This is a genomic window from Streptomyces sp. BK208 (assembly GCF_004364245.1).
Classification (GTDB): Bacteria; Actinomycetota; Actinomycetes; order Streptomycetales; family Streptomycetaceae; genus Streptomyces.
In genome coordinates, this window is record NZ_SOAV01000011.1 from 41,767 (window position 1) to 55,276 (window position 13,510).

The 13,510-nt window shown below is 72.1% G+C and carries 6 protein-coding genes; 1 reads left to right on the plus strand and 5 read right to left on the minus strand.

Features of this window, described 5'->3' with window-relative positions; all coding sequences use genetic code 11:
- Positions 1-7 precede the first annotated feature (7 nt).
- The 3 genes from EV562_RS25360 to EV562_RS25370 all read right to left on the minus strand — a co-directional run bounded on the left by EV562_RS25360 (position 8) and on the right by EV562_RS25370 (position 5,663).
- Positions 8-2,677, minus strand: coding sequence for a glycoside hydrolase family 3 C-terminal domain-containing protein (locus tag EV562_RS25360; RefSeq protein WP_133889172.1), 2,670 nt, complete (start codon positions 2,675-2,677; stop codon positions 8-10).
- Positions 2,678-2,724: 47 nt separating this feature from the next.
- Positions 2,725-4,494, minus strand: a complete 1,770-nt coding sequence (locus tag EV562_RS25365; protein WP_133889173.1) for a discoidin domain-containing protein — start codon at positions 4,492-4,494, stop codon at positions 2,725-2,727.
- A 95-nt stretch (positions 4,495-4,589) separates the two neighbouring features.
- On the minus strand, positions 4,590-5,663 hold the full coding sequence (locus EV562_RS25370) for a DUF1996 domain-containing protein (protein WP_133889174.1): 1,074 nt from the start codon (positions 5,661-5,663) through the stop codon (positions 4,590-4,592).
- Positions 5,664-5,930: 267 nt separating this feature from the next.
- Between EV562_RS25370 and EV562_RS25375 the strand changes: the two genes are divergently transcribed.
- Positions 5,931-7,751: a coagulation factor 5/8 type domain-containing protein gene (locus EV562_RS25375; protein ID WP_133889175.1), complete on the plus strand. Its 1,821-nt coding sequence runs from the start codon at positions 5,931-5,933 to the stop codon at positions 7,749-7,751.
- Positions 7,752-7,854: 103 nt separating this feature from the next.
- Here EV562_RS25375 and fusA read toward each other — a convergent pair whose 3' ends face one another.
- Both fusA and EV562_RS25385 read right to left on the minus strand, forming a co-directional pair.
- The gene (fusA, locus tag EV562_RS25380; protein WP_243860167.1) at positions 7,855-9,951 is read right to left on the minus strand and encodes an elongation factor G; all 2,097 of its coding nucleotides are present in this window, start codon (positions 9,949-9,951) and stop codon (positions 7,855-7,857) included.
- Positions 9,952-10,581: 630 nt separating this feature from the next.
- Positions 10,582-13,452, minus strand: coding sequence for a DUF3962 domain-containing protein (locus EV562_RS25385; RefSeq protein WP_133889176.1), 2,871 nt, complete (start codon positions 13,450-13,452; stop codon positions 10,582-10,584).
- Positions 13,453-13,510 lie beyond the last annotated feature (58 nt).

Genomic DNA, 13,510 nt, shown 5'->3' on the forward strand with positions numbered 1-13,510 from the left:
CCCCCGCTCACACGTCCGACGCCGGTACCACCTCCAGGTCCCCCACCAGCGGTACGTCCCCCGCCGACCGCCCGGCCAGCATCCGCCAGCGCCCCGCCTCCGTGCGCCAGGCGCGCTCCTCCACCGACCAGTGGCGCAGGGCCCGCGCCGGGACGTGGACCGTCGCCGTCGCCGTCTCCCCCGGACGGGCCCGCACCGCCGCGTACCCGGCGAGCCACCGTGCGGGACGGTCGAGCGCCGAGGCTGGCCGGGCGAGGTACACCTGCACGACCTCCCGGCCCGCCCGTGCACCGGTGTTGCGCACCCGTACGCGCACGGTCAGGTCGTCCCCCGCCCGGACCGACGCCGGAAGGGCCAGCTCCTCGTAGGCCCACGTGGTGTAGCCGAGACCGTGCCCGAACCAGTACGCGGGCTTCCGCGGTCGGCGCAGCCAGCCCCGGTAGCCGACGTGCAGGCCCTCGTCGTAGTCGAGGCGGCCGTCGGCCGGACCGGTGCCGGTCACCGGCGCGTCGGCGAGGGTGTCCGGCCAGGTGGTGGGCAGCCGCCCGCCCGGCTCGGCGCGGCCGAGGAGTACGTCGGCGAGTCCCCCTCCGCCCTCCTGCCCGGGGAACCACGCCAGCAGCACCGCGCCCGCCTCGTCCCGCCAGGGCAGCTCCACCGGGCCGCCGCTGTTGACGACGGCGACGGTACGCGGGTTGGCCGCCGCGACGGCGCGGACCAGCGCGTCCTGGCTCGCGCCGAGCGCCAGGCCCGTACGGTCGTAGCCCTCCGACTCCCCGTGCTCGGTGGTGCCGACGACCACGATCGCCGCGTCCGCCGCGGCCGCGGCGCGGGCCGCCTCGGCGAGCGACGCGGCGACGTCAGGGGCCGGTGGGGCCGCGACGACGACGGTCGCCCGTCCGGTGCCGGGGGCCAGCTCCCGGCGGGCCACCAGCAGCGCGTCCCGGCCGGCGGCGAGGTCGGCGGTGGCGTACCGGCCGGGCGGGTTGACGTGCACCACCGCCGGGTCGTCGGTGTGCGGCGGGAAGTCGCCCTCCAGCAGGGTGCGTCCGTCCAGGGTCAGGCTCATCCGGCCGAAGCCGGCCACGCCCAGCGTCCAGCGGCCCCCGGTGCGGGGGCGCAGCCGGGCGACGATCTCGACGGTGCGCGCGCCCGGAACGAGGCGGGGCTCCAGCAGCCGCCCGCCGCCCCGCCGTTCCGCGTACAGCTCGCGACCGTCCGCGTCGAGCATGCGCAGCAGGACGCCGGGCAGGCCGGAGCGCGGGTCGGTGCAGGTGTCCTGGTCCAGCGGGGGCGCGGGGCCGTCCGGCCGGGGGCCGGGGACGTGGACGACGCGGGCCCGACCGCGCAGGGCGGCTTCGACGCCGTCCAGGACGGACACCTCGTCCTGCGGGAAGACACCGGCGCTGCCGCCGCCCTGGGTGCGGGTCCGCACGGCGTGCGCGCCGATCACGGCGACCGTCCCGAGGCTCTCGGGGTCGAGGGGCAGGACGCCCCTGTTGGCCAGCAGGACGGTGCCGGCGGCGACCGCTCGGCGGACCAGCGCCCGGCCCTCGCGGATGCGTGCCGGATCCGGGACGTCGCGGATGCGTCCCGGAGCCGCAGTCCCGCCGGGGTCGTCTGAAGCCGGGACCCCGCCGGGGCTTCCCGATGCCGGGGCCCCGCCAGGACTTTCCGAAGCCGGGACCCCGCCGGGACGTGCCGGGACCGGAACCCCGCTGGGACGTGCCGGAGCCGGCCCCCCGAGGGGGCGGGCCGGCGGGCGCCGCACGTCCGGCTCTCCGTCCGTGGCAGGCGCGAGGGACGAGTCGTGCCCGTCCAGCGCGCCGAGCCAGGCCGCGAGCCGCAGCAACCGCCGCGCCTTGTCGTCGATCGCCGCCTCGGGCACGCTGCCGTCGGCGACCGCCCGGGCCAGCGCCTCGCCCCAGGGGCCGTCGGGCCCCGGCATGGCGAGGTCGAGGCCGGCGCGGGCCGTGTCGACGGTGCCGCGCACGGCGCCCCAGTCGGAGACGACGACGCCGTCGAAGCCCCACTCGCTCTTCAACGGGTCGGTGAGCAGGGCGTTCGCGGTCATGGTGGTGCCGTTGACCGCGTTGTACCCGGCCATGACGAGCCGGACCCCGGCGGCCACCGCCGCTTCGAAGGGCGCGAGGTAGACCTCCCGCAGGGCACGCTCCCCCACCCGTACGTCGACGGTGAGCCGGTCGGTCTCGGAGTCGTTGGCCACGTAGTGCTTGGCGGTGGCCGCCACGCCGTGGGCCTGGACCCCGCGGACGAGGGCGGCACCGATGCGACCGGTCAGCTCGGGGTCCTCGGAGAGGCACTCGAAGTGCCGGCCGCCCAGCGGGCTGCGGTGCAGGTTGAGGGTGGGGGCGAGCAGGACGTCCACGCCCTTGCGCCGGGCCTCGGTGGCGAGCAGGCCGCCGAGGCGTTCGACCAGGGCCTCGTCCCAGGTGGCGGCGAGCGCCGAGGCGGAGGGCAGCAGGATCGAGGTGTTCCGCTCGTCCCATGCCTCGCCCCGCACACCCGCCGGACCGTCCGACATCACCAACTCGCGTAGTCCCACCGCCGGTTCCGCCCTCGTGCGCCAGGTCGTGGCGCCGTTCGGCAGCAGTGCGCGGGCCTGCGGTGTCAGTTTGCCGAGCAGCCGGTCGATCTCGTCGTCGCTCGTCCCCACCCGGGTCTCCCCTCCCCTGTGTCGTGCCTGCCGTGCGCGCGTCGGTGTCAGCTGTAGACGCCGAACTCGTACAGCGAGTAGCCGTAACCGGTGCCGCGAGCCGTTCCGTTGACGCGTACGTAGCGGCCGGCGCCGTTCACGTCGAGGGTGTCGACGCCGCCGTTGCCGGCCGTCACGGTGGACACCGTCTGCCAGTTCCGTCCGTCGTCGGAGGTCTGGACGGTGTAGGCCTTGGCGTACGAGGCCTCCCAGTACAGCTGGACGTGCCGGAAGGCGGTGCGCGTGCCGAGGTCCACCTGGAGCCACTGCGGGTCGCTCCAGTCGCTGGCCCACCGCGTGTTCGGGTTGCCGTCGACGGCGTTGGCGGCGGTGCAGGGGCAGTCGCCGTAACCGGGCTGGAACGAGGAGGCGGTGGCCGGCTTGCCGAGGGCGACGTTCGTGCCGTCCACGGCGGGCGGGACGACCCGCGCCGAGAGGGTCTCGACGCCGACGTTGCCCTTGCCGTCCGTGGCCTTGACGTACAGCTTCCAGACGCCGGGCCGGTCCGGGGCCGTCACCTTGAGGCGTCCGCCGCCGAGGTCGGTGAGGGGCAGCGGGGTCAGCTGCTTGCTCTGGTCGATGTAGTTGCTGTTCGCCAGCACCTCGTACGCGATCGGGTCGCCGTCGGGGTCGGACGCCCGCACGGTGAGGACCAGGTCCTTGCCCGCCTGCACCTTGCCCGCGTCGCCCTCGACCCCGAAGCCGGAGACGACGGGCGGGGTGTTGTCGCGCGAGGTGTCGCCGCCGTAGGCCCGCTTGACGGCGTAGTACGACAGCCGCTTCTGGCCGGCGGGCAGCAGGTTGAACCAGATGCCGCCGAAGTCGTACTCGGTGCCGTAGTGGAACAGGGTCGCGCCGAGGGCGACCCCGCGGTGCCCGGTGACGCAGTTCCAGGCGTCCGTGTAACCCTGCGCCTTGGCCTGGTCGGTGGGCTCCTTCGGGACGCCGTTGGCGTCGTCAGGCACCTCCCACTCGCCGGCCGGACCGGTCTCCGTGACGATGTACGGCTTGGTGTAGCCGCCCTGCTCCCAGGCGCCCCTGACGTCGCAGACGGCGTCGTAGGAGTTGACGGCGTACAGATCCAGGTCGGGGGCGTTCTTCTTGTAGTAGGGCCAGGCGCCGACCCATGCGTCGGTCGAGGTGACGGGGTGGTTCGGGTCGACGGCGTGGATCTTCTTGGTGATGTCGTTGACGAGGGTGGTGTACGCGTCGCGCTGGCGCTCCAGTTCGTCTCCGCTGTAGCAGTTCTGCAGGCCGAGCACCGACTCGTTCCCGACGTTCCACATCAGGACGCCCGGGTGGTCCTTGTACTCCTGGACCCAGCGGGGGAACTCGGCGAGCATCTGGTTCTTGTACGCGGTGTCGGTGAGGTAGTTGACGCAGCCGCCGCTGCCGGGGCCGCCGCCGGGCTGGAGCCAGAAGCCGGCGATGACCTTGACGCCGTGGGCGGCCGCGGAGTCGAGGAGCGGGCGGCTGCTCGCGTCGGTGCCCCAGGTGCGGACGGTGTTGACGCCCATCGATTTCAGGTCGGGCATGTACCGGTCGGCGTCGGCGGGGGACGGCCCCCAGGTCAGGCCCTTGACCGTGTACGGGCTGCCGTCGACGGTCAGTTGCCAGTTGCCCTGAGTGCCGGTGACCTTCACGACGCTGCCCGCGGCGTGCGCCTGCGTCGCGGGCAGGGCGGTGAGGGCGCCGACGATGAGCAGGGCGGCGGTCAGGGGGGCGGTGAGTCTGCGGGCGGGGCTGAGTTGGCCGGTGGGGGTGCGGGGTCGGCTCATCGGGGTGTGTCTCCGGTCTGCGGGTCAGGGGGTGGGGGGCGGCCCGGCCGTGGCGGGGCGTGGACGGCCGGGCCGGTCTGGGGGGTTCCGGGCGGTCAGGGCAGTTCGTAGTGCTCGTTCAGTGCCGCGCCCGCCTCCGGGTGGGTCTGGTCGTAACCGCGCGCGTCGCACTGGAGCCCGCCGACGATGCAGTGGCCGACCATGGCGTCGAGGGTCGGCGCGTCCCAGGCGTTGAAGAAGTCGTAGTGGAACGAGTAGCTCGCGCCACTGGCCAGTCGTACCTGGGAGAGGTCGCCGTTGACCGGGAAGGCCATCTTGAACTCGATCATCGGCAGGGCGACGGGGTGGTCGGCCGGGCAGATGTTGTTGTTGGTCCCCGGGTTGACCACCGGATACGCCATGTGGCTCTTGTGGTCGGGCGTGTCCAGGTTCTTGCCGTCCCAGCAACTGGGAGCCTGGAAGCGGATGTTGACCTGGACGTCCCGGCGCTCGGGGCAGTTGGCCGGGAAGTCGACGTTGAAGAAGCTGTCGCCGCACTCCCAGCCCTCGACGAAGCCCGGGTGGTTGCGGAACTCCTGGGCGCTCTGCATCGGGCTGCCGACGACGTAGCGCAGCCCCTTCGGGAAGGGCCGCACGCTGGTGTAGTCGGTGACGCCGGCCTTGTAGTAGATGGTCTGCGGGCCGACGGGGAGCACCGGGGTGCCGCCGTCGAACATGGTCGGCATCCAGTAACCCGAACGGTCGCCGGGCGCCCGGCAGGTGGTGGACCCGGCGTCGAGCGAGGCGGTGGTGCTGTACGCGTTGGTCGTCGTGTTGCCCATGAAGGTGTGGTCGTGCGACTTGCCGGGCTGCTGGGCGTAGACGATCGGGTCGTCGGGGGCCGTGTGGCTGACCGCGCAGTTGGCCTGGAACTCGTGGAAGTAGCGGTGCGGCGGCTCCTTCGTGGACGGGCTGACGCCGGTGACCGGCGGGTTGGCGGGGATGTAGCCGTCGCCGTCCGGGTCCTCCGGCGAGGAGGCGGTCGAGACCGCCATGGTGTGCCCGGTGTGCGCGGACGGGGCCCGGGCCGGGGTGTCGGCGTTGGCGGCGACCGTGCCGATGCCGATCGAGGTCAGCAGTAACGCGCTCGCGACGAGGGCACCGGACAGAACTTTCGATCTCCGTGGCATGGAGACCTCCTGGGAAGGTCGGGGACATTCTCGGAGAGCGCTCTCCCACGTCGGAGTGTTGAGGGACGAGGGGAGGGTGTCAAGGGATTCGACAGCATGAGCGGCGCACGCACCAACGCGACTCCTGGCCACACTTGTTGAACGCAGCACACAAGAAGCGGTCGCGAGTATTGACGTGTCCGGGCGGACGGATGAAGCATGCACTTCCAGAGAGCGCTCCCTCACCCCCACTTCGTTCACTTTCCGAACAAGGAGAGCCGCCACCCCATGCCCTCTTCCCCCACGCCCTCCCCCGTACCCGGCCCCTGCGGACCGCGGCGGCGCACCCTGCTCGGTGCGGCCGCCGCGGCACCCGTGCTCGCCTCGCTGACCGGGGCGGGAACCGCCGCCGCCTCGGCCTCCTCCTCCACGTCCGCCGGCTCTTCCGCCGGCCCCCGCGCGTTGCCCGGCGGCGGTGACCTCGGGCCGAACGTCATCGTTTTCGACCCGTCCATGGCGAACATCCAGACCAGACTCGACGAGATCTTCGAGCAGCAGGAGTCGGCCCAGTTCGGCACGGGCCGCTACGCCCTGCTGTTCAAGCCCGGTACGTACAGCGGGCTCAACGCCCAGCTCGGCTTCTACACCTCCGTCGCGGGCCTCGGCCTCTCCCCCGACGACACCACCATCAACGGCGACGTCACGGTCGACGCCGGCTGGTTCGGCGGCAACGCCACGCAGAACTTCTGGCGTTCGGCGGAGAACCTCGCCCTGGTCCCGGTCAGCGGAACCAACCGCTGGGCGGTCTCGCAGGCGGCGCCCTTCCGGCGCATGCACGTGCGCGGCGGCCTCAACCTCGCCCCCGACGGCTACGGCTGGGCCAGCGGCGGCTACATCGCCGACAGCCGGATCGACGGCACGGTGGGCCCGTACTCCCAGCAGCAGTGGTACACCCGGGACAGCTCGGTCGGCGGCTGGCTCAACGCCGTGTGGAACATGGTGTTCTCCGGCGTGGAGGGCGCACCCGCGCAGAGCTTCCCCGAGCCGCCGTACACCACGCTGGAGACGACCCCCGTCTCCCGGGAGAAGCCGTTCCTGTACCTCGACGGCGACGAGTACCACGTCTTCCTGCCGGAGAAGCGCACCGACGCCCGCGGTGTCTCCTGGGGCAACGGCACCCCGCGCGGCACCTCGCTCCCGCTGTCCCGGTTCTACGTCGCGAAGCCCGCCGACTCGGCGGCCACCCTGAACCAGGCGCTGGCGGAGGGCCTGCACCTGCTGCTGACCCCGGGGGTCTACCACCTGGACCGGACCGTGGAGGTGAACCGCGCGGGGACGGTCGTCCTGGGCCTCGGCTACGCCACCCTCATCCCCGAGAACGGCGTCACCGCCGTGAAGGTCGCCGACGTGGACGGCGTGCGCCTGGCCGGGTTCCTCGTCGACGCGGGCCCGGTCAACTCCCCGACGCTGCTGGAGGTCGGGCCCGAGGGCGCGTCCGCGGACCACTCGGCCAACCCGACCACCGTGCAGGACGTGTTCGTCCGGATCGGCGGGGCGGGCCCCGGCAAGGCCACCACCAGCATGGTGATCAACAGCCGGCACGCCATCGTCGACCACACCTGGGTGTGGCGCGCCGACCACGGCGACGGCGTCGGCTGGGACACCAACCGCGCCGACTACGGCGTGGTGGTGAACGGCGACGACGTCCTGATGACCGGCCTGTTCGTCGAGCACTTCAACAAGTACGACGTGCAGTGGAACGGCGAGCGCGGCCGCACGGTCTTCTTCCAGAACGAGAAGGCGTACGACGCCCCCGACCAGGCCGCGATCCAGAACGGCTCGGTCAAGGGATACGCCGCCTACAAGGTCGCGGACGACGTCACCGAGCACGAGGGCTGGGGCATGGGCAGCTACTGCTACTACAACGTGAACCCGTCCATCGTGCAGCACCACGGCTTCGCCGCGCCGAACCGCTCCGGGGTGCGCTTCCACGGGCTGCTCGTGGTGTCGCTGGGCGGGCAGGGGCAGTACGAGTGCGTCGTCAACGACACGGGTTCGCCCACGTCGGGGACGGACACCGTGCCGTCGAAGGTCGTGCAGTACCCCTGAACGGTCGTGCAGTACCCCTGAACGACGGGACGCGCGCCGCGGGATGCCCGCGCCCGCGCGCCGGGATGCCCCCGCCACGCCGGGCGGGGGCATCCCGCGGCGTTCACCGCGTCGGCACCGCGTTCGCCGGTGCCGGCGCGTAGCCGGTGGGCCGGGCGGTGAAGGTGCCGCGGCCCTGGGTGCGGCTGCGCAACCGGGTCGCGTAGCCGAACAGTTCGGCCAGCGGCACCGTGGCCGTGACCACCGCCGCACCGCCCCGGGTGTCGGAGCCGGTGACCCGGCCGCGACGCGCGGCGAGGTCGCCGAGCACCCCGCCGACCCCGTCCTCGGGCACGGCGACCGTCACCTCCACGACCGGTTCGAGCAGAACCATCTCCGAGGCGCGCAGGGCGTCGCGGAGCCCGAACCGGCCGGCGGTGCGGAACGCGGTGTCGGAGGAGTCCTTCACATGGGTCTGGCCGTCGGTGAGCGTGACCCGGAGGCCGGTCACCGGGTGCCCTCCCAGCGGCCCCTCGGCGAGGGCGTCCCGGCAGCCCGCCTCGACGGCCCGGACGTACTCCTGCGGGACGCGCCCGCCGACGACCGTCGAACGGAACACGAAACCGCCGCCCCCGCTGTCCTCCTCCCACGGCTCCACGTCGAGCACGACGTGCGCGAACTGCCCGGCACCGCCGTCCTGTTTGACGTGCCGGTGGACGAAGCCGGTGACGCCTTCGCCGACCGTCTCCCGGTAGGCCACACCGGGGCGGCCGACCGTGACCTCCAGCCCGTGCTCGCGCCGGACGCGCTCCGCCGCGACCTCCAGGTGCAGTTCGCCCATGCCCGACAGCACGGTCTGCCCGGTCTCCGGGTCGGTGCGCACGGCCAGTGAGGGATCCTCCTCGGTCAGCCGGGCGAGCGCGGAGGCCAGCCGGTCGGTGTCGGTGGAGCGCCTGGCCTCCACGGCCACGTGCACGACCGGCTCCGCCACCCCAGGGGGTTCCAGGAGCAGCGGGGCGTCCGGCGCGCACAGGGTCGAGCCGGCGCGGGCCGACTTGAGTCCGACCACCGCGACGATGTCCCCGGCGACCGCCCGTTCCAGCGGGTCGTGCCGGTCGGCCCGTACCCGCAGGATGCGGCCGACGCGCTCGGTGCGGCGCGTGCGCGCGTCCCACACGGTGTCCCCCTTCCCGATCGTGCCCGAGTACACCCTCAGGTACGTCAGCCGTCCCGTCGGGGTGACGCTCACCTTGAACGCCAGTGCCGCCATCGGCGCCGCCGGGTCGGCGGTCCTTTCCTGCTCCGTGCCCTCGTGGGTGCCGTGCACCGGGGGCACGTCCAGCGGCGAGGGCAGGTACGTCACCACGGCGTCCAGCAGCGGTTCGACGCCGCGGTCGCGGTACGCCGAGCCGCACAGCACGACCACGCCGTCGCCGGTGCGCGTCAGGTCGCGCAGGGCGGCGGTGAGGGTGGCCGCGGTGAGCGTCTCCCGGTCGCAGAACTCCTCCAGCGCGGCCGGGTGGCGTTCGGCGACCGCCTCTTCGAGCAGTCGCCGCCTGCGCAGGGCCTCCTCGCGCAGGGTGTCGGGCACCGGGCCCTCCTCGGCCGCGTGCGCGCCGTCCGTCCACACCAGGGCGCGCAGGCGCAGCAGGTCGACGACGCCGGTGAAGCCGTCCTCCGCTCCGATGGGCAGCTGCACCACCAGGGGCGCCGGGTGCAGTCGCTCGCGGATCGAGGCGACGGCGGTGTCGAGGTCGGCGCCCGCCCGGTCCATCTTGTTGACGAACGCGATCCGGGGCACGCCGTGCCGGTCGGCCTGCCGCCACACGGACTCGCTCTGCGGCTCCACCCCCGCGACCGCGTCGAACACGGCGACGGCGCCGTCGAGGACGCGCAGCGAGCGCTCGACCTCGTCGGCGAAGTCGACGTGCCCGGGGGTGTCGATGAGGTTGATCCGGTGACCGGCCCAGGCGCAGCTGACGGCCGCGGCGAAGATGGTGATGCCGCGGTCGCGCTCCTGCGGGTCGAAGTCGGTGACGGTGGTGCCGTCATGGACCTCGCCGCGCTTGTGGGTGGTACCGGTGGCATAGAGGATCCGCTCGGTGACGGTCGTCTTGCCCGCGTCGACGTGGGCGAGGATGCCCAGGTTGCGGACGGTGGCGAGCGGGTCGGTGCGGGTGTTCGGCTGGGTGCCGGTGTGGGTGCTGATGCGGGTGCGCACGGCCTGGGGCCTTTCGCTGCTCGGTGGAGCTCGTCTTGAACAGGGCGGCGCGATTCCCGGGACGGGTGGGTGGACGGAGCCACGGCCCGACGGGGCGAGCGAGATGGACGGTGCCACGGCCCGGCGGGGCGGGCGAGGTGGCGTCGCGTCAGATGCCGGTCGCGGGCATCCGGTGCCGGCCGCGCAGCGGGCACCGGACGGCCGGAGACACGAGGATCACCTCGAACCGGGACGGGGGGACGACGGGTGCGGTGCGGATACGCACGGCCCTGCTCCCCTCACTCGGTCACGGTCTCGGTGTGCTGGTGAGCGTAGGGAGACCGGGGCCGGTGCCGCACCGGGTTTTCGCCGGGGCGACGGGGAGGGCGACGGAGGAGAAAACGCGAGATGCCGGCCGGGATCTCTCCCGGCCGGCATCTCGCCCTGCCTGATCTTGTAGGACGTTCACGAGTTCCCTTGACCAGGCACAACAGGACTAATTGATGTTGAGGTTCCCGCGGCCCGCAAGATCACTCCCCGAGAGCATGCATATGCATTTATTGCACCCGCACCTACGCCCCTGAGGTAGTAGGGGCCTTACCCGTTGAGGAGACGAGGGGTGAGACTCCCTCGACTCCTCAGCGGGGAGCTTTATTCGTCGTCATCCCCGTCATCGAGGTCGAAGTCGAAGGCCAGCTGGCCCGACAGAGCGTCGTCCGGCGCGGCCGCTGCCTGGGGCTCCGTCGGGTCCAGAGCCTCCTCGATCTCGTGAGGCAGAGCGTAATCGTCCGCGAGTCGCGCGAGATGGAGGATCAAGGGCAGAGCCAACCCCTCGCGACCAGCACGGTAGTCCTCGCTGAAACGCTGCTGGTGGACGAATGCGGCCCATGCCTCCGCATCGTCACCGGGCTGAAGGCACGCAACGGTCAGTTCGAGGAGGTCCGGATTCCAGGCGTTCGCCGTCGGCCGGTAGGCGTTGTTGCCCGAGGCGTTGGTGTGCGGAGTGAGTTTGGCGTCGTCGTTGGTGAGATTTGGCTGCGAGCCGGACTTGCCGGTCGTGCTGTAGAAGACGCGGTCCGAGTCACCCCGCACTCCGGGCCGCCACAGCCCCATCGCGATGCCCCCACGCTGCTGGCCCTCCAACTTGGGAGAGCGTTCCTCCGCCTCGGCCCAGCACTGTGCCGTTTCGTCCCGGCTGCCATCGGCGATCCGAACGATACGAAGCTGCTTGCCGTACAGACCGATCCGCTGAACGGGACCCCCGTCGAGGCCGAGCCTGTCCCGTTCCAGCCCGTCGTTCCTCAGCCATGGCCAGCGCTTCCGGACGTCCTGGGCGTGGGTCAGAACGAGCGTCGGGGTACTGCGCAGCTGCGCGAGAGTCTTCTTGACGAAGGCCGCCATGAGGGCCGACTGCTCCGCGCTGTTCTTCTTGCCTTCGACCCTTCCCGTCAAAGACTTGAGGAGTTCGGGGTACGGCACCCATGCGTGCATGTCGGCCGACTTGCCCAGCACGCATTTCGCGCCCGGTCGGATGAGCACCGCGATCGGCGTGAACTGCTGCTTGCCTGTGGGCCCGTCAAGGCGGCGTTCCACGAGGTGGAAGGCCACCTGGTTCAGGTTCGCGGGGATGAGCGTGTCACCGAGCGTGTGCTGGGGCACCAGCCGCATACCGGTCTGGCGCAGGCCGTCCGACCAGGCCGCGGCGGCACGCAGACCAGCATCGGCCAGAGCCTCCTCCGTCTCCGCATCCGGGTCTGGTGGACGGATGAACTGGGTCACCAGGCCTGCGTCCGCGCAGCCGAGGCGGATCGCGTGCTTGGGGTCGGTCCGTCGCTTGGCGTGGCGGAAGGCATCCTGCCCGTCGAGCTCCACGAAGGCCAGCCGCACTCCGGGTACGGCTTCCCGCAAGGCGGCCATGGCCCGCGCGACACCGATACGGCGCTCCTCGATGGCCTTGTCGTGCTCCTGCCCCCGGCGCGGCACGCTGTCGCCTCCCAGCGGTGCGCCGAGAGCGCCCAGGGGCCGCGCGTGCAGCCGGACGGTCAGCTCCTCCGCCTCCCATACCCAGGTATCGGGGCCTTGCGCGTGCCGGTGCCCGGCCAGCCCCAGCCCCATTTCCGCCGCTGCGATCATCTGATCGCGGATGGCATCGTTCTGGTGGAGCACGACCGCGGTGAGGTCTTCCCCTTCGAGGGCTTCGGCCAGGCGTGCCCGCAGAACCTGAGCATTGTGGGCCGCGTTCAGCTCACGCTGGTCCAGGATGACCGCGCGCTCTTCGGGATCCTTCTCTTCCATGTTCTTGGGAATGGACGTCAGCTTCTTGAGCTGCTTCTTGGGCGGCCGCGCGTACGCACTGCGCTCGAGCTTCGGAACGGAGACGAACTCGGGAGCGATCGCCTGCTCCGCCCACTCGATCAGCCGTCGGCGTTCACTGGGCATCAGTCCGGTGCCGATCGTGTGCCTGCCCATGGCCGCCTGGTGCCCGATCGCGATCCGGATGCCGTCCCGGCCGTGGATCCAGTGGTCGGCCTCCTTCACCAGCCGGTCCGGGGACGGCAGTGCGTCGAGTGCGCTGATCCCGGCGAGCATTCCTTCTGCTCCGCCCTGACGCCAGTCCGTGGTGCCGTTCTTCCACTCCAGCATGGCGACGGCGAAACGCTGCGACTGCGGGCCATCGTGGACGAGGGAGTCGTCCGGGAGCAGGTACGCGGACACGCCCTTGCCGTACGGCATGTAGACCTTGCCGGTGACGAACCGACGTACGCCGGCAGCCACGTGGACGCGCGGGACGGGTGAGAAGGGAACGGTGCGCACGGTGATGCGGAGGGTCGCCGCGTAGTAGGCCGGCTTGCCGTCGCCGCCACCACGCCGCCCGGGTTCGTACTCGATCACGTTCGACATCAGCTCGGCGCCCCCGCTTCCCTGCCCCCTGGCCCCCGTGCGGCCGGCGACCTGTCGGAACGACAGCTGCTGCCCGTGGTGTTCGTACGGTCCCTGGCGCGTGATCCTTTCGGCGAGGACGTCGGGAAGCAACCGGTACACGTGGGGCGCGGGCAGAGCGGTTCCTCCGGGCGACACCTTCTGCTCGAGGAGGTCGACCCTGCCGGGCCGCCAGCTGAGAGCCGCGGTGTCGAGGTCACGAAAGCAGTTCATCAGCAGGGCCGCGGTCTCGGGATCGCCGGCATCGCGCGGGAGGCTCCTGAGCCAGGTGGCGATGTAGAGGTTCGTCACCGCCATCGGGTACGCGTCCTGGCAGTACAGCCAGGGGTTCTCCGAACCGAACCGTGCCGTGGAGTCGACCGTGACGATGTCCGGCGCGGTGGCGCGCATCAGCTGGTTGACAGCCGCTGTGGGTACGCGGCGCCGTCGCTCGGCCTGCCCCTCTGTCATTCCGCCGTGGTAAAGGCGCAGGAGTGGTTCCTCCCAGTGGGCGGGCAGGGAGAGCGTGTGCATCGGGAAGACGAAGGGTCCCCGTGCCGGGTCGGGCAGGTACGCCGCCGGACGGTTGTACTGGTAGGCCATGGTGTCGGTTCTCCTCGGAGCAAGGCGTTAAGTCTTCGGACGCGACGCGAACACGTCG